General features: G+C 46.0%; 13 protein-coding genes. 8 read left to right on the plus strand and 5 right to left on the minus strand.

Annotated elements, in window-relative coordinates:
- Positions 1–187 precede the first annotated feature (187 nt).
- Both MHN00_RS04105 and MHN00_RS04110 read left to right on the plus strand, forming a co-directional pair.
- A complete protein-coding gene (locus MHN00_RS04105) occupies positions 188–1,111 on the plus strand; it encodes a DUF808 domain-containing protein (RefSeq protein ID WP_239300343.1) in 924 nt (307 codons plus the stop codon).
- 372 nt (positions 1,112–1,483) lie between these two features.
- Complete coding sequence (locus tag MHN00_RS04110) at positions 1,484–1,768, plus strand: hypothetical protein (protein WP_014975460.1); 285 nt, start codon at positions 1,484–1,486, stop codon at positions 1,766–1,768.
- A gap of 267 nt (positions 1,769–2,035) precedes the next feature.
- Here MHN00_RS04110 and mrcB read toward each other — a convergent pair whose 3' ends face one another.
- Positions 2,036–4,387, minus strand: a complete 2,352-nt coding sequence (mrcB, locus tag MHN00_RS04115) for a penicillin-binding protein 1B (protein ID WP_014975459.1) — start codon at positions 4,385–4,387, stop codon at positions 2,036–2,038.
- A 267-nt stretch (positions 4,388–4,654) separates the two neighbouring features.
- On the opposite strand from mrcB, the gene MHN00_RS04120 reads away from it, so the two are divergent.
- Positions 4,655–5,938, plus strand: coding sequence for a lytic murein transglycosylase (locus MHN00_RS04120; protein WP_239300345.1), 1,284 nt, complete (start codon positions 4,655–4,657; stop codon positions 5,936–5,938).
- 88 nt (positions 5,939–6,026) lie between these two features.
- Here the strand turns inward: MHN00_RS04120 and MHN00_RS04125 are convergent, their stop codons facing one another.
- The gene (locus MHN00_RS04125; RefSeq protein ID WP_039225118.1) at positions 6,027–6,839 is read right to left on the minus strand and encodes a DUF4198 domain-containing protein; all 813 of its coding nucleotides are present in this window, start codon (positions 6,837–6,839) and stop codon (positions 6,027–6,029) included.
- 194 nt (positions 6,840–7,033) lie between these two features.
- A complete protein-coding gene (gene hrpB, locus MHN00_RS04130) occupies positions 7,034–9,730 on the minus strand; it encodes an ATP-dependent helicase HrpB (RefSeq protein WP_343213206.1) in 2,697 nt (898 codons plus the stop codon).
- 156 nt (positions 9,731–9,886) lie between these two features.
- On the opposite strand from hrpB, the gene thpR reads away from it, so the two are divergent.
- Both thpR and purU read left to right on the plus strand, forming a co-directional pair.
- On the plus strand, positions 9,887–10,540 hold the full coding sequence (thpR, locus tag MHN00_RS04135) for an RNA 2',3'-cyclic phosphodiesterase (protein ID WP_239300349.1): 654 nt from the start codon (positions 9,887–9,889) through the stop codon (positions 10,538–10,540).
- 185 nt (positions 10,541–10,725) lie between these two features.
- Positions 10,726–11,580: a formyltetrahydrofolate deformylase gene (gene purU / locus MHN00_RS04140; protein WP_239300351.1), complete on the plus strand. Its 855-nt coding sequence runs from the start codon at positions 10,726–10,728 to the stop codon at positions 11,578–11,580.
- Positions 11,581–11,659: 79 nt separating this feature from the next.
- Here the strand turns inward: purU and MHN00_RS04145 are convergent, their stop codons facing one another.
- Both MHN00_RS04145 and MHN00_RS04150 read right to left on the minus strand, forming a co-directional pair.
- On the minus strand, positions 11,660–12,100 hold the full coding sequence (locus tag MHN00_RS04145) for a hypothetical protein (RefSeq protein WP_168532954.1): 441 nt from the start codon (positions 12,098–12,100) through the stop codon (positions 11,660–11,662).
- Between the two features lie 148 nt (positions 12,101–12,248).
- Positions 12,249–12,767: a YgjV family protein gene (locus tag MHN00_RS04150; protein WP_014947990.1), complete on the minus strand. Its 519-nt coding sequence runs from the start codon at positions 12,765–12,767 to the stop codon at positions 12,249–12,251.
- Between MHN00_RS04150 and MHN00_RS04155 the strand changes: the two genes are divergently transcribed.
- From MHN00_RS04155 to MHN00_RS04165, 3 genes are all read left to right on the plus strand, one after another.
- Entirely contained in the window at positions 12,766–12,951 is a 186-nt protein-coding gene (locus MHN00_RS04155) for a hypothetical protein (RefSeq protein WP_014975451.1), read from the plus strand. The genes MHN00_RS04150 and MHN00_RS04155 overlap by 2 nt on opposite strands.
- Positions 12,952–13,020: 69 nt before the next feature.
- Entirely contained in the window at positions 13,021–15,210 is a 2,190-nt protein-coding gene (locus MHN00_RS04160) for a M3 family metallopeptidase (RefSeq protein ID WP_239300353.1), read from the plus strand.
- Positions 15,211–15,617: 407 nt separating this feature from the next.
- Positions 15,618–17,528 carry a methyl-accepting chemotaxis protein gene (locus tag MHN00_RS04165; RefSeq protein WP_239300355.1) on the plus strand — a complete coding sequence of 637 codons (1,911 nt, stop codon included), beginning with the start codon at positions 15,618–15,620 and terminating at the stop codon, positions 17,526–17,528.
- The last annotated feature ends 11 nt before the right edge of the window (positions 17,529–17,539 follow it).

Here is a 17,539-nt window from a genome sequence, read left to right on the forward strand (position 1 = left end):
TGCTCTTCTCAACTCACACTTCCTCTGAGTTCGCCTTTTCTGTTGGTGATAGCCTTGAAAATTGCCTAAAACGAATTGTGATTTATCGGCATTATTCCTAATTGTATATCACCCATGTTTTAAGTACGCTAAGCTGCTATTTACTGGGGATTACTCTAACTGTAATACATAACAAAGGATATTCGACGTGGCCGCAGCTAACTTACTTGCCCTACTTGATGATATAGCAACGTTAATGGACGACATCGCAACCATGTCGAAAGTCGCTGCGCAAAAAACAGCGGGCGTTTTGGGCGACGATTTAGCGGTAAACGCCGACCAGGTCCAAGGCGTTAAAGCAGACCGAGAGCTACCTGTTGTATGGGCAGTAGCAAAAGGCTCACTTATTAATAAAGCAATATTGGTTCCTGCGGCATTAGCCATCAGTGCTTTTGTGCCCTCTCTTATAACCGTCCTTTTGGTACTGGGCGGGTTATATTTATGTTTTGAAGGTGCAGAAAAACTGCTGCACAAATATCTTCCCCACGAAGATGAAGAAAAAACACGAGAAGCCAGAATAGAAGCGCTTACCCACGAAGATGTGGATATGGTAGCGTTTGAGAAAGATAAAATTAAAGGCGCTATACGCACTGACTTTATACTGTCTGCTGAAATTATTGTAATTGCATTAGGCACAGTGACCGATGCAACACTTACTACGCAAATTGGTGTACTAGTAGCACTAAGCTTAGCGATTACCCTTGGCGTTTATGGGCTGGTAGCGGCACTAGTTAAAATGGACGACGTTGGGCTTTACATGCTTCGCAAGTCGTTAACAGGTTCAATGAACACCCTTCAACGATTTATTGGCAGAGCGTTATTAGTTGCCGCCCCCGCATTAATGAAAACCCTTGCGGTTGTAGGCACTGTTGCTATGTTTTTAGTCGGTGGTGGCATCCTCACCCACAGCATTGGCTTTTTGCACGTTATTACCGACTGGTTTACCGCACTTATCCCTAACGCATCGCTGGTTATGTCTATACTTGCTGATGGTGTTGTTGGTATTGCTGCTGGTGTGATCATTGCGCTAGTAGTGACAATGGTTTCACAATTTAGAAGTAAAGCGTCCTAGACCTATTCACTCTTTTATACATTGGCGGCGCCGCTCTTCTTTATAGACCTGCGCCCCTATTTCTGACCTTTCTCATGGTCACCAGTGTCGCTGCGCAAGTGTTAAAAAATTTGCGTTAGTCATTTTGACCACCTCTACATTAAATTCGCTAAATTTTAGTATTTATTTAATTCCTCAATTCCACCTTTATTTTTTACTAAAAGTTAAAATTCATTAAATTCATATGCTTACCTTATTTTTACGAGTTGGCACATCCCTCGCTATAAACTAATTGTTAATTGATAACGACTTATTATCGAAACCTTTAGCAACATGATAGCTGCCACGCAGTATGTTCAAGTGCAGTGTCTAACTTAATTTTTGGAGATTACTATGTTTATCGGTCGCAAAACTTTCACTGCACTAACTTTAGCAACTAGCGTATTGGGCGCATCAGCGTTCGCTGACGACACTCAGAACAACATTGTTTCGCATACAGATTTCATCGTTGAAAGCGCCATGCATGACGTAAAGCAGAACTTGGACCTAGGCGTGACTTATGACGTGTTAACTGCAAGCCATACGTTTGAGCCAGAAGTAGAAGAAGCAAATGCATTGGTTGCTGACATCACTATTACGCCGATTGAGCCTATCAGCTCAGACGATAACGACGCATAAGGAGAATGCACATGTTAACCGCCGCAACCCTATTTATGGTGGTACTCGGACCGGTTATTGCGTTTGGAGTCAGTGCGCTGGTGTTTTCAACAGCGCGCCTATTCCTTCAGAAAGGTCACTGAAAACGCAATAAAAACAAATAGGAACCTAACCGACTACCGCTAAAAGATTTGCCTTCCCTGGGCCTTTTACTCCAGAGGGAGATAGAAAGCACGGACTGTATCCCAGCCAAGTGATTGTGTTTTCTATCTTCTTACTGGAGTTTTTTTATCCGAATATCCGTTCCCACCAGCTTTTATCATCCTTGTCGCTGTCTTTGTCTACAGGACGGCCTGAACAATCTTGTTGAGGTGGAGGAAGCACATCCAAAATAGCCGGTACGCTTAAACTCCCAGCACATCCTGCAACCACAACCGCGCCGGTCTTGGCGTCAAAATGTGCAATGCCTAAGCCTTTTGGGAAACGCCTTGATAATGACTTGGGTGACTGAGATTTCATGTAGTTTATAAAGACGGGCAAGGCCCCTCCTGCACCGGTCAAATTAACCGGTTGGTTGTCATCATTGCCTACCCAAACCGTAACCACATTGTTTCTATCGAAGCCACTAAACCAGCTATCGCGGTAATCGTCTGTGGTGCCCGTTTTGCCAGCCATATTCACATTCCCAAAATTCCAACCGATGCGCTTCGCAGTACCTTCGGTGGTTACTTTATACAAGGCATAGTTGAGCAAATAGGTTGCTGCTTCATCGGTGCGCTGAGCAAAAAACTCCGCCTTTTTCCAAAGCAGCGCATTATCTGCTGTTACTACAGAAGTCACCGTATGAAGAGGTATGTAACGCCCATCATTTGATAGGGTCTGATACATTTGGTTTGTACTAAATGGTGTCAATTCAAAAGCACCAAGGGTCAACGACGGTACTTTATCTACGGGGGTGGTTACCCCTAATCGCTCTATCGTATCGGCTAGCGCATCAAGCCCTATCTGCATGCCTAAATTAACCGTAGGTATATTTAAAGACTCGACTAGCCCTTGAAGTAAAGGCACCTGGCCTCTGAACTCTTTATCGTAGTTTTGCGGCGACCACGTTTTTCCATTTCGACTTTCAAGGGTAATGGGCTCGTCTTTAAGCGGAGTTGCCAAGTTAAATTGTGTTGGATCTTCTAGTGCGGTTAAGTAAACCGCAGGTTTAATCAACGAGCCTATTGGGCGTTTTGCGTCTAGTGCTCGGTTAAAGCCTTTGAACGCAAAGTCTTTTCCGCCAACGATAGCGCGTACTTCACCACTTGCACTATCTGTGACTACCATTGCGCCCTGTAATGGCACTTTCCTGTCTTTTTGCAAACCGTCTAGCGTACCCGACAATGCGCTTTCAGCACGTCGTTGGGCTACGATATCAAGTGTTGTAAACACTTTTACGCCCGAATCTCTTAAGCTAGGCTCAGCCAGAATTTCATTGAGTTCCCGACGAACCTGCTCCATGAAAGCAGGGTGTTTACCGCTTGCTAAGCTAGCTCCACTGGCGAGCCCTAACGGCATATTCACAAAACGTTCGTAGTCTTGACGACTAATTTCATTTTCATCAAACAGCATGCGCAACACTAAATCACGACGCTCTTTCGTGCGCTCAGCATATTTGCGTGGGTTGTAATAAGATGGGCCTTTAATAATAGCAACCAACGTGGCTATTTCGGGCGTACTGAGCTCGTTAGCTGGTCGGTCAAAATAGAAATAGCTGGCAAGCCCAAAACCATGTACGGCCATATCGCCATTTTGCCCCAAAAACACTTCGTTTAAGTACGCTTCAATAATTTCGGATTTGCTGTAACGGGCATCAATGATTACCGCCATAATGGCTTCTTTTGCCTTACGCACAATGGAACGCTCACGGGTTAAAAACATGTTTTTAACCAGCTGCTGCGTTAGCGTACTCCCGCCTTGAACCGTTCGTCCGGCTGCAATGTTTGCCATTAGAGCCCGCAATATTGAAAGCGGCGCAACGCCATGGTGATTATAAAAATTGCGGTCTTCCACCAGGGTTAGCGCTTTTGGCAACATTTCAGGAATGGTGTCTAACGTTACCAGCATACGGTCTTCTTGAGACCCGCTAGTCATGCGCGTTACTAACCAAGGTTCTAGCTTTGCAGAACCATACGGGCGGCCTTGCGACTTGTCATAAATTTCCCCAATACGTGCACCTTCCCACGTTATCACTAAATGACGCAGAGGCTCTGCGCCTTCTGGAAACTGAAACGCACGACGCTGCACAGTCAGCACCTTATTTTGATAGCTATATTCACCGCTGCTGTCGGCGAAGGTTACCTTGCGGTAGCCCAGCAAATTGAGCTCATCAATGACTTCTTGGGGCGTTATCTCTTCACCTTTGCTGATTTCCAACGGACGGGCGAAGATCTGCGCGGGAACTTCCCATTTATTTCCAGAGAACGCATGCTTAATTTGGGCGTCAAGGTAGAAGGCATACGCCCCAAGCACAACCAAACCAATAAGAGTGACTCGCCAAAACAGTTTGAAAAACCACGAGCGCTTGGCCGAGCCTTTGCCATTGCTTGATGCTTTACTTTTTGAAGATGGATTGTCTTTTGTCTGTCTTTTTGCCACGTGAAAACGCCATGAAGATCATTGAGGATGACATCGCACATATTGCGATATGGATTTAACGAACGCCTTTAAAACGTTAGTTTTAATAGTATCAACATTACCATTCGGGCCGCCTCTCAACAACTGTTTCCAAATATGCACACTCCGAATTTGTATACTTCTGAAACGTCCCATGGCGCTAATATGTTGAAGGACTAAAATGAATTTTACTCGCGTTTCACGGTCACAATGCGATAGCATGCTGGCAAGTAACACAGGAACCGTACTATGCGCTTAGCTTCATTTAAGTCTTCTTTTTTCTCTACTTGTTCGCCTAAAGGGGCCAAGTCTTACGCCTCATTTCTTCGACCGTCACTTCGCACGTCTATGGCGCTGCTTCTCGCGGGTGCGACAATGAATTCAGCGCTAGCCAATGAACAATTCGCTAGCTGCACCGCTGCGCTTGCTGATAAAGCCAAGCAGGAAGGGGTTAGCCAGCAGACTATCGATGATGTGTTTCCTCGTCTTGTTCACCAAGATCGTGTGATTGAGCTAGACCGAAGCCAACCAGAATTTGTACAAACCTTTCCAGGGTACTTCAGCAAGCGCGTTACCGACTGGCGTACCGAAAAAGGTAAAGAGATGTATGCAAAGCACGACAAACTTTTGCATAAGCTAAGTGAAAAATACGGCGTGCCTCCTCATTATCTGCTCGCTTTTTGGGGACTAGAAACAAACTTTGGCTCTTATAAAGGCAAAATGCCGGTACTCGATTCGCTTGCCACTTTGGCTTGTGATAAACGACGAAGCACCTACTTCACCCAAGAGTTTCTTGTTGCTGTGAAATTGATGGAGCGAGAGAAGCTGCAAAAAGAAGACATGATTGGCTCGTGGGCCGGTGCCATGGGGCACACCCAATTTATGCCTTCGGCCTATACCCACTACGCTATTGATGGCGATGGCGACGGACAAATAAACTTGTGGGCAAGTGAAGAAGATGCGTTGTCTTCTGCGGCAAACTTTCTTGCCAACTTGGGTTGGGAGCGCAGCTTCCGCTGGGGTCGTGAAGTGCAACTGCCGGAGAACTTTGACTATCAAGAGTCAGGCTATAAAAATAGAAAATCTCTCAGTGAATGGCACGCCCAAGGCGTGAAAAAAGCTGATGGTTCTGAATTGGGCGAAGGCGATACTACCGCCTATGTTATTGTGCCAGCTGGTCACAACGGCCCTGCCTTTATCGCCTACAAAAACTTCCGCGTTATTATGCGCTGGAACAACTCAGAGTTTTATGCCATTGCCGTGGGTGTATTGGCCGACCGCATCGCTGGCGCGTCTGGCATTAAAGCCACGTTACCTGATCTACCTGCGTACAATCGCAAAGATATTATTGCCCTTCAAAGCAAGCTGAATGATTTGGGCTTTGATGTGGGTAAGCCTGACGGCATTATTGGCCCCGCCACCCGCGAAGGCATTCGCAATTACCAAATTAGTAACAACATGATTGCAGATGGTTTCCCAGGCCTTGAAGTGATGGCTGCACTTAATATCGACCTTGAAACGACGACTTCTTAAATTTGATATATGCTGCGCCATTTCTGGCGCGCATTCACTGTTTGGTATTTTCAGTGGCCTTCAAGGTGTAAACCACTCACTTTGTTGGTTACTGAAAGTACTCAAACGTTAGGCTTGAAAAATAGGTTTCGAAATCTGCAGCCGAGCTATTTGTAAGTGGGACTCCCCAAACTGTATTCAGAATTACAGGTCCTTCGACGTCAAATTTAAATGTCGCCTTGCCCTCACTATCCGTTTTAACCGCTTGCTCTTTAGCGCTGTGATCAACCAAGGAATACGCATCAATAAGCGCGTTACTCAAAGGCTTACCTTTAAATAATACCTGAACAGATAGCGTGTTTCCTGCAAGCTTGTAAGGATGTTCAAGAGGCACTATTTCCAATGTGTGGCCAATGGGTTTTAATACGTTGTTCGTTACCGCATCGCCAACTTGCACAATGGTTTTCGCCTTTCTAGAGTACAGCTCTTTGCCGGCGATATCGTTTTGTCCCCTTGCCTCGCGGTGCGCCAATACCTCAGTTAAGCCTTCTTCTTTTGCATACTGATTAAACTTCTTCGCTTTTAATGTGCTTGTGGCGTGATAGCTTTCAAACCCTATGACGTGAGTACCGGATGGGAGCTTGGTTGTTTTTGCCATGCCCGGCAGCATTGAGGTTTTAGGTACAACACTAGCAGCCATATCAGTTACACCGTCAAAAGAGTAGGTGCGCAACGCGACTATTCTATCCCATGCAAGGTTCCAATGAGAGGTATCTTCCTTATGACCCACTTTAAACTGCAATGCCAGCGAATTCGGTTCTTGAGAACGATATGCTGTGGGTTCTAGCCAAAAATCGTGAGCTTGAACGTTAATTGAAGTAGCAAATAAAAAAGCAGCAGTGGCAATACAAGATAGTTTCATTGCGTAGTTTAACCTGTAAATAAGAGTGAGGTTTCATACTCCAACTTAGCGCAAGTTTCAGCGCACGACCACTGTCGTAAAAAACATACTGTGTACGAAACTGGCATATAGGAAAATGGCGTATAGATACTACTCTTGTTTAAAATAAACAAAAATCACCTGAAAACGATGGTTCGTGTAGCCGTATCAGCGCGCTACATATGCTTTTTTGTTTTGCTGGTCGGCGATGCATTTGCGGGGTCATCTGGCCAAAAGTGCTTTGGATAGCGCCCCTTCATTTCTTTTTGTATTTCCTTATAACTGTCATGCCAAAAGGCGGCTAAATCACTGGTGGTTTGTAATGGCCTACCTGCTGGCGACAGCAGCTCACATACAACGGTAATTCGCCCACCAGCTATCGTTAATGGCGTGCCTTGAGAATATAACTCTGGCATTTTGACCGACAGCACCACATCTCCATTATCGCGATAATCCAGGCTAGCCTCTCTGCCCGTTGGAATAGTCACGTGAGTTGGCAAGAGCGTGGCTAACGCATCTTGCTGAGGCCAAGACAAACCATTATTCAAGGCTGTTTTCCACGGTAACTGCTTGAGATTTTTTATGCTTTTACAGTTTTTTAAGACAGGCGCTAAACTGTCTTTAGCCTGGTGCACCAGGGCGCTTAATGACAACGGCCAGGGGTCGGGCTCATCGAAGGCTTTTTCTTGTGGTAAATTGAGCTTTCCTGCCATTGCCACTCTTCGCCACCATTGCCAGTCTGCGTCAGAAAGCGGCCAGCTTGATAGAGGAAGTGCATCAAGATAGGCGAACCATGAGTTGCATAACGCATCATCCCAGAATGCTTTTTCACGACTTTTTTCCTGTCCAGAAACCGGTGTGCTATTTAACGTTATCTCATAAAAGCCCGTACTTACTCTGGCTTCCATTACCCCAGTATCGCTGTTAAGAATAACGCTGCGCTTTTCTTTGAACGCGTCAGGAAAGGCTAAACGCAACCAGCTTTCAGGCACTGACTGTGCCAAGCGTATTGCCACCGTGCTTTTTATCAGCTGCCCGTCGAGCACTGCCAGCCATGGTCCATCGCCATTTTCGCTCTCATTAAAAATGGACGCACTACCAGCAGCAGTGAGCTCTGCACCTTTGCCACTTGCCAGTTTGTATTCGACTATACCGGTCTTAGGCTTACCATTTGTTGTATTCGAGCTCTCTGCCGATTTATCTGACGCACTGCGCCTATAGCCCACCTGCAAAGGAAATGCGATAGCGATACAAAGCCCAAGGGCTTGCTCGTCTAGTTCGTTAATATCAGGCTTAAAGCGTTGTGCTTTTCCATCATTATTTTGCACGTAGCGCGCATAACGGGTAGCTTGCTGTGTAAGCTGACTGCGCGTGTTGCTATTGGCGTGGAGCAGCGCATCCATGACATTTGTTGCGCCACCTACACTGATATTACTCTCGCTAAGAGCCACAACAAAAGGTGCGGCGTAGCGAAGCGCTTCGTTTTCAGGTGGGCTAAGCCCCTCAATGCCTTGTTTAGCGGTCAACAATAAATGGGCTAAATGGGGCTGACAGGGTAACTGGGCCAGCATTCTTCCATAGGGAGTAATGCTGGATTGTGAGATAGCATTAACGCGCTGAAGTTTTTGCTGTGCAATCTGCTGCTGCGCCTGTGTGGGTTTAGTCAATAGTGCCAAGGTATCTGGGCTACTGCCCCAGGCTAAGGTATCAAGCAAAAAGCTACTTAAGTCTTCCTTTTCAATTTGCGCCGCATTGTATTTGGCCAAACGCTCGAAGCTGCTTTTGCTACACAAACGATAGCAGGTTCCGGCCATTACACGCCCCGCGCGCCCCGCTCTTTGAATGGCGGATGCTTGCGAAATGCGCTGCTGGGTAAGCGCAGTTATGTCACTGGACGGATGATACTGAGCACTGTTTTCCCATAGGCTATCAATAACCACCGTCACGCCTTCAATGGTAAGACTCGTTTCAGCAATATTGGTAGATAATATGACTTTTCGTCTGCCTTGCGGGTCTGGCGTAATAGCGGCTTGTTGCACAGATTTACTTAACGCTCCATAGAGCATGTGAACGGCCATGTCCGCACTCTCAGCTAACCCTTTTATTTCTTTGGCAACAGCATTGATGCTTCCTCGCCCAGGAAGGAAAACCAAAATATCACCGTCGTGTTCGCCTACGGCCTGCTTTATGATATTGCAGGTTTTGGGTACTAACTCATGCGCCTGCACATCTTGTGTGTAGCGGATGTCAACGGGAAACATGCGCCCTTGCGTATTCAAGTTTACCACTGGCGGCACGCTATGCGCATTGAGCAACATTTGAAGGGGTGCTACATCCAAGGTAGCCGACATTACAACTAATCGTAAGTCATCGCGAAGCCCAGACTGTACTTCAAGCGCTAGTGCCAAACCGAAGTCACTGTGAATACTGCGTTCATGAAATTCATCGAAGACGATAGCGGCTACTCCATCAAGCTCAGGGTCTTGCTGAATCATGCGAGTCAGCACCCCTTCGGTTATGATCTCAAGCCGAGTGGCAGACGATGTTTTCGACTCCCCTTTAATGCGATAGCCAACCGTTTCGCCCACATTTTCATTTAATTGCCTAGCTAAGTAGTCCGCAAGGTTTCTCACCACCACGCGCCGTGGCTGCATAAGTAATATTTTTCCTTTAAGCGATGATTTCAGCAGTGACAAAGGAAGTACGGTGGACTTTCCCGCGCCCGGAGGAGCCCCTATGATGACGTTGCTATCGGCTACAGCTTCTTCAAGCGGCGTAACGAGTTCATAAGCGGGTAAGTGAGAAAACGGCTGTAACATAAAGGGCATAAAGGTGTTATAAGTTGATGTGTATAGTGTACCTGATTTGAGCAATGCACCCGAACCTCACTGCTATTTTTTTAGATTTGGCAAATAGCTCAATACTTGCGTCTTGTTTTGGAAATCGCAGGTAGCGCCATGATAAACTTAGGTTTATATGGACATTAACGTGATGTACAAGCTAAAGGGCAAATTGGAAGGAGGAAAGCTATGCGAAGCTTTATTGGTTTAGATCTTAGCGCCACAGAAAAACTTGCTCTAGATAGCTGGCGCCAACAGGCATTGCCTGAAGTTATGCCCCGTCAATGGGTAAAAAGCGAGTATACCCGTTCTCGAAAGTCTACCAATGCGCGCTACGAGCACACCAATAGCCAAGGACCCGCGCAACCGTACGCAGTGCCGGCGGCGAACTTCCACATAACGCTTAGCTTTTTAGGTGAGATAAATCATCGGCAGCACGAAGCGTTGGTGTATGAACTCGATCAGCTTGTGAGCGAACCCTTTTCTCTAACCCTCGATGCGACGGGATTATGGAACGGTCCTAAGATACTCTTCGCTTCGCCGACAGATGCGCCAAAGGCGCTAGGTGAACTCGCCAAATTGTCGCGAAAAGCAGCCCGCAAGGCGGCAATAGAGGTAGAAAGCAGAGAATATAAGCCTCACGTTACACTTGTCAGAAAGGCTACGTCGAGCTTGCCTCTTCCCCTTTACAGCCCCAATGTAGACGTTCACGTTTCGGCATTTCACCTTTTTGAGTCTGTCTCTACACCGCAAGGGGTAGTCTACCCTATCCGCCAGTCTTGGCCGTTAAAACACAATATGTCGGTGAGAGAAAAGCTGCGCCGAGGGATAACAGACGAATAAAGGCAAACGCAATACAGTGCTGACTTGGGTAAACTGATGTCCATTTGACTCGCACCTTTTCAGCTTAAGACCTCGTGTGATTATGAGTTATAGCAATTTAAGCTGGTTTAAAGTACCGCGTCGCCTTTACAACGCATGGCGGCACAGGTAAAAAGAAAGCCTGTTTTTTTATTCAAACTGCCCAAATGCAACAAACATTTAGATTAGTAATAGACTGCCCAGACCAAATTGGGCTCGTTGCCAGCGTGTCGCAATTTTTGGCCGACCATAACGCTACCATCGTTGAAGCAAGCCATCACACTGACTTACAAACCGGCCGCTTTTTCATGCGCCATGAAATTAGCACCGACTCGCTAAAGTTAGATCATCAAAGCTTTGTTAAAGAATTTACCCCGCTTGCTAACGAATATCAGATGAACTGGAAGCTGAGCGACTCCAGCAAAAAACAGCGCGTCGCTCTGCTTGCCAGCCTCGAGTCTCACTGTTTAGTTGACCTGCTTCACCGCTGGCACACAGGCGAACTACACTGTGATATTCCGGTTATTATTGGCAACCACCCGCAAATGAAGCAGTTTGCAGACTGGTACAAAGTCCCTTTCCATTGGGTAGACTTTAAAGCGTTAGGGAAAGAAGCCGCTTTTGCGCAAATCATGACCTTACTTCAAGAATACAAAATTGATTTGACCGTGCTTGCCCGCTTTATGCAGATTTTACCTGATACGCTTTGCCAAGAATTGCAAGGTAAAGCCATAAACATTCACCACAGCTTCTTGCCGAGCTTTGCAGGTGCTAAGCCTTACCAGCAAGCCTATGATCGCGGCGTAAAGCTAATCGGCGCAACCTGTCACTACGTAACTAAAGATTTAGATGAAGGCCCTATTATTGAGCAAAGCGTTAAGCGTATTAGTCACAGCGACAGTGCAGCTGATATGGTGCGTAAGGGTAAAGATTGTGAAGTAACGGCATTAGCTCATGGCGTGCGCTACCACTTAGAAGACCGCGTGATTATTCATAGAAATAAGACCGTGGTGTTTGCGTAAGTCTTTACAGTGATAAATTAAAAAAGCCCGCGAGTAAACATTACTTTCGGGCTTCCATCTAAAACTACCTTTGCTCTATCTACACGTTCACTTTGACGTTGTTAAACCCATCATCACCAAGAACCTCTTGAAGTCTCGCTTTTATTACGGCTTCCTTATGAGGGTAGTGAAAGTCAAACCCTTTACCGTTGCCGCTTTCCAAAATGACTCCAAGGTAATGGTGAGAAAAATTAAGCGCATAGATAGTATTGGCGTTCACCCTGAGGGGCTGGCGATCAAGTCCCTGTAAAAAATGAAACACCACAAAATCACCATCTTTTTCTATCAATTTTTCAATGGGATATCTATTACCGAAGCGCCTGCTTCTTAAATAAGAGAAAAAGCCTATACATAGCCCAACACTACCTAGGGTAGCCGCGAGTTTAACTTCACCTTCTGCAGTGATATTTAAAATAAAAAGAGCCAGTAGAAACACTGGAACACCAAGAAATAGTGCCTTGTCGATGGGTTTGCGTTGCATCGTCTTCCCTGTGAAAGTTTGATTCCCTTTAAAGACGCAATAAATCACAAAGCGGCTATGGTTTCAATACAAGCAACGGTTTCAGTACGTCCACATTCTTGTCATTAGGTTAGTGCAGTTATCGGTCTGACATGAACTATTTTATGCTTCAAACAGGGCTGGTACGCATGGCACGTCTTAGCTTCATGTAATACCACAGGTTCGAGGCTGCAAACAGGGCTTCAGTAATGGCTAATCCCCACGTTTGCGTAATTATTCCGTACGCAGTGAAGTTGATGGAGCCAATGATCATGCATACCCTTAAACCCGCTTCCTTACAGTGAAGTTCACCAAACCGGTATGCCATAAAAGTTAACACCGGCATAGCTTCAACTAACGATGTTTTACCGGTTAGGTTATTCACCGTCAGCACAATAACCATCATAGAGATTAATGTAATGTAGGTTGCCACAGGAGACAGAAGTTTTTGTTTTATTAAACGATAACTGGTACTCAGCCCCGCCACCGTAATTACTACGGCTCCTCCCCACGCTTGCTCGAAAACCAAAAGTGAGCCAATAGCAATACATAACCCTAAATTCAGTAGCAGTAATTTACGTTCAGTGTTCGACCAAAAGGAGGCCAAAGCGAATGCAACGGGAAACGCGTGAAGAAGTAATTCAAACATGATGATCACAGTAAAAAAGTCAGTGGTTTACGAGCTGCGGAAGACAGCTATTCAGAACGCGCGCAGTGTAATTTCCAACCAGCATAAAGCCAATCAAAATTTGACCAATTTCGACGAATTGCATATCAGCGCGATTTCTCTTCAAACCGCTGTGCTGCAAGGAATTACGTTAAAGAGCATTTAACTTATTTTTACATTATCTTAAGATGGTTTTTGTCATAAAACGTATAGATAAAAACAGACAGGAAAACTCATGGGTAAATTTAAATCATCACTCACCGCTATGGCGGTTGTGGTTGCACTCGGTGCATGTTCAGAACAAAAAGCACCTGAGACCACCAGCACAGATCTACAAAATACAGCGACATCTCAACAAGCACAGTTTGATAACGTGCTGCTTCAAGAGTTTAAAGGCCCGTACGGTGGCGTGCCTGCTTTCGATAAAATGAATTTGGAAGATTTGAAGCCTGCGCTAGAAAAAGCCATGGAACTGAATCTTAAAGAGATCGAAGCCATCGCAAATAACGAAGCGCCACCAACGTTTGAAAACGTCATTGTTGAAATGGAGCGCGCAGGTGCAGAGCTTGGACGCGTATTCACGTATTACGGCATTTGGAGCTCAAACAAGTCTAGCCCTGAATTCCGCGAAATTCAGGCCGAGATGTCACCAAAACTGTCAGCTTTCTTCACTCAAATTACGCAAAATGAAAAACTCTTTGAAAGAGTGAAAACGGTGTACGAGTCTGATGAACTGAAATCGCTCACGCCAGAAGAACAGCGTATTACGTGGATGACTTACAACAGCTTCGCGCGCAACGGTGCAACGTTAGATGGCGAAGCGAAAAAGCGCTATGCTGAAATTAACCAAGAACTTGCTACGCTGCACACCAAGTTTTCTAACAACGTGCTAGCAGACGAAGAAAACTACGTTACTTATATTACTGAAGACCAGCTTGACGGCCTACCCGCTTCGTTTGTAAAGGCAGCTAAAGCGGCAGCAGAGTCTCGCGGCGAAGAAGGTAAGTATGCGATTACCAATACGCGTTCGTCTATGGACCCGTTCTTGACCTACTCAACCAATCGAGAGCTTCGCGAAAAAGTATGGCGTACTTACTACAACCGCGGTGACAATGCCGACGAGTTTGATAACAATGACATTATCAAGCGCATCCTAACTCTTCGAGACGAGCGCGTTGAGCTGTTAGGTTACGAAAATTACGCACAGTGGCGTTTAGAAGATCGTATGGCGAAGAACCCAGAAAACGCCATGGATCTGATGATGAAAGTATGGCCTGCCGCTATTGCTCGCGTTGAAGAAGAAGTGGCCGACATGCAGGCCATTGCCGATGAAGAAGGTGCAGACATCACTATTGCGCCATGGGACTACCGCTTCTATGCAGAAAAAGTGCGCCAAGCGAAGTACGACCTAGATTCAAACGAAGTAAAGCAGTACTTACAGCTTGATAAGCTGCGCGAAGCGATGTTTTACGTTGCAGGTCGCTTGTTCAACTTCAACTTCACACCTGTTGAAGAAGGCAAAGTACCCGTTTTCCACGAAGACGTGAAAGTATGGGAAGTAACTGACAAAGACAGCGGTGAGCATATCGGTCTTTGGTACCTTGACCCATTCTCACGCCAAGGTAAACGCTCTGGTGCTTGGGCAACGACGTATCGCTCTTACACCACGTTCGATGGCAAGAAGACCGTATTGTCTTCAAACAATTCGAACTTCGTGAAAGGTGCTGATGGCGAAGCTACACTTATTTCGTGGGATGATGCTGAAACCTACTTCCATGAATTTGGTCATGCTCTTCACTTCTTAGCGTCTGACGTAGAATACCCGTCTTCGCATTCTGGCGTACGCGATTACACTGAGTTCCAGTCTCAGTTATTAGAGCGCTGGTTGACCACCGATGAGGTAATCAACAACTATCTGGTTCACCATGAAACAGGCGAGCCAATTCCAGCAGAACTAGTTGAGAAGATTAAGAAGGCCTCAACCTTCAATGAAGGCTTCAAAACCACTGAGTACATGGCTTCTGCCATTATGGATCTGAAGTATCATACTACCGATCCTAGCAAGATTGACCCTGATACTTTTGAGCGTGAAGAGCTTAAGAAGCTTGGTATGCCAGAAGAAATCGTTATGCGTCACCGTTCACCTCACTTCGGTCACGTGTTCTCGGGTGAAGGTTATGCTGCGGCCTATTACGGCTACATGTGGGCAGAGGTTCTTACTGCTGACGCAGCAGAAGCCTTTATGGAAGCACCGGGTGGTTTCTACGATAAAGAAGTAGGCGATCGCTTAGTGAAATATCTATTCGCCGTACGTAACGCAATGGATCCAGCTGAAGCATATCGCAAGTTCCGTGGTCGTGACGCCAAGGTAGACGCATTGATGCGTGACCGTGGTTTCCCTATTCCTAAGGAAAGCAAAGAGTAAGTTAACGTCCTTACCCTTCCTAGGACCTGTTGTTTTTCGCTGTACATCAAAGAGCAACAGGCCCTAGCTGTGGCTAATTAAATATTTAGCTTCAGTACGCCATTGGCCCTCTTGTTTTCTTCGTAAAGCAGAGGGCTTTTTTGTAACTGACGTTTTTGTAAAGCCTCATCTTTCTATTGACCTATTGGTCAATTATGCTTCACAATCTCTTTCCCTAGCAAAAAGTATAAACTTTGCAGGGAAAAGGTCGATAACTTGTCTGCGCTTTAAAAATAACAATAGCACTAGCGTAAGAATCAGAGAGTAGTACTGACCCGCCTAGGACTCAGTATCAGACGTTGCTGTGCCTGCAATGCCACGTCACCCTTGATCATAAATTTCAGCATTAACTTACGTGGTCGAAAGTCATGACTTTCAGTATAAAACAAAAACTCATTATTTCTCTTATTGTGGCGGTGCTCGCTGCTGCTATTCTTGTAGGTTCTATTAGCCAATGGATTGCCCGTGATCTCGTTAAAGAGAACATGGAAGAACTTCAGCTTCCTTCATTACTTAAACAAGTTGGTAACCGAGTGGACAGGGAAGCAAGTGTAATGCTTACCGTTGCTCACGGCATTGCTTCTAACCCCGACATTCTTGCCTGGTCGTCGGCAGGCGCAGATAGCGCTGGCGAACGCCGTCTCCTTAGCTATTTAAGTAATATCGTTGAATTTAACGATTTAACGGTAGCTTCATTTGTAGACAGAACCACCTACAAATATTGGAACCAAGATGGTTTCTTGCGGGTGCTACAAAACGATGAATTTGATGGGTGGTTTTTCGCTTACAAAAATAGCGGCGAACCAATTTCACTAAGCCTATACAACGAACCGGGTCAAGGTTACCGACTTTTTGCGAATTACCAGCAAGTAAACGGCAGAGGTATGTCGGGTGTCGCTAAATCGGTCGATGAGCTGCTAGATATCATCAATGCGGTGAAAATTGCGCAAACCGGCTTTGTCTTTCTTGTTGACGGAAACGGCACCATTATCGCGCATCCCAATACCGAGTTATTAGGAAAGGCTAAGTTAGCGTCCATAAGCGATTCAAGCACATCAGGGCAACTACTCAATCGTCAGAGCTTTGCTATGGCCACCAGCAACGCGGCAGGTGACACGCAACTGTTTGCCAGTACCTATGTGGAAAAAGCCGGTTGGTATGTGGTTGCACAAGTACCTGAGCATGAGCTCTACGCATCGCTAAATGCAGGCAGCCGCCAGATTATTATTTGGGCTTTGGTGATAGCAGGCGCTTTCGCACTTATTGGTATTTGGCTAGCAGGCACGCTTACCAAGCCACTTGAATCACTGGCCGATGTTTTCCAGCAGCTTGGCAGAGGACAAGGCGACTTACGCTCTCGTATTCCTATGCCAGAACAAAAGGAAATTGCCCGATTAGTGGAAGGGTTCAATAACTTTATTGATCACCTTCACGGCACCATTTCGCAAGTGGCGAAAACAAGTCACGCACTAAAGGCGTCAGCACAAGATGTTGCGAAGCAGTCTCATCAAACAGAAAACTCAACCAAGAGCCAGCGCGATCAAACCTTACAGGCGGCAGCCGCGCTAACAGAAATGGGCAGTACGGTAAATGAAGTAGCCCAGTCAGCTACCCATGCTGCGCAAAATGCGAATATGGCAACCACTAACTCCGCTCACGGTCGAGAAATTACCCAACGTGCAGTACACGCGATAAACGGTCTTTCGGGTCAAATTCAAGATGTGTCTCGGGTTATTCAATCGCTAGATGAACACACCGCAGCCATTGGCGGTATCCTCGATACAATTCGAGGTATTTCAGAGCAAACCAATTTACTTGCGCTAAATGCTGCTATAGAAGCAGCTCGGGCTGGCGATCACGGCCGAGGCTTCTCAGTCGTTGCTGATGAGGTGCGAACACTTGCACAACGTGCCGCTCAAGCGACTGATGAAATACAGGTGAAGATCGATAAGTTCCAGCAAGACTCTAAATCTGCCGTTTCGCAAATGGAGTCAAGTCGAGTACGCACAATCGATGTGGTAACCGCAACCAATGAAATAGACAAATTGCTTCAAGATATCGCCGAAGAGATTGCTCACATTAATGATGTGAACACGCAAGTAGCAACGGCTACGGAAGAGCAAGCTACTGTGGTTGAAGATATCAGTCGAAACATTAATGACATTAGTGCATCAAGTGAAGAAACCCTGAATGCGACTAAGATATTGGTTAGCGTGAGTGACAAGCTCGATGAACTTGCGCAAGAACTCTCGTCTGAAGTGAGCAGATTTAAACTTTAAGTTTACTTATG

Source organism: Alteromonas sp. Cnat2-8, assembly GCF_022348355.1.
GTDB lineage: Bacteria > Pseudomonadota > Gammaproteobacteria > Enterobacterales > Alteromonadaceae > Alteromonas > Alteromonas macleodii.

Bases quoted from the DNA above. Each gene is read 5' to 3' on its own strand.
- MHN00_RS04165 (WP_239300355.1), top strand. From the start codon at position 15,618: ATGACTTTCAGTATAAAACAAAAACTCATTATTTCTCTTATTGTGGCG.
- MHN00_RS04125 (WP_039225118.1), bottom strand. From the start codon at position 6,839: ATGAAACTATCTTGTATTGCCACTGCTGCTTTTTTATTTGCTACTTCA.
- MHN00_RS04160 (WP_239300353.1), top strand. From the start codon at position 13,021: ATGGGTAAATTTAAATCATCACTCACCGCTATGGCGGTTGTGGTTGCA.
- MHN00_RS04145 (WP_168532954.1), bottom strand. From the start codon at position 12,100: ATGCAACGCAAACCCATCGACAAGGCACTATTTCTTGGTGTTCCAGTG.
- purU (WP_239300351.1), top strand. From the start codon at position 10,726: ATGCAACAAACATTTAGATTAGTAATAGACTGCCCAGACCAAATTGGG.
- MHN00_RS04155 (WP_014975451.1), top strand. From the start codon at position 12,766: ATGATGATCACAGTAAAAAAGTCAGTGGTTTACGAGCTGCGGAAGACA.
- thpR (WP_239300349.1), top strand. From the start codon at position 9,887: ATGCGAAGCTTTATTGGTTTAGATCTTAGCGCCACAGAAAAACTTGCT.
- MHN00_RS04120 (WP_239300345.1), top strand. From the start codon at position 4,655: ATGCGCTTAGCTTCATTTAAGTCTTCTTTTTTCTCTACTTGTTCGCCT.
- MHN00_RS04110 (WP_014975460.1), top strand. From the start codon at position 1,484: ATGTTTATCGGTCGCAAAACTTTCACTGCACTAACTTTAGCAACTAGC.
- MHN00_RS04150 (WP_014947990.1), bottom strand. From the start codon at position 12,767: ATGTTTGAATTACTTCTTCACGCGTTTCCCGTTGCATTCGCTTTGGCC.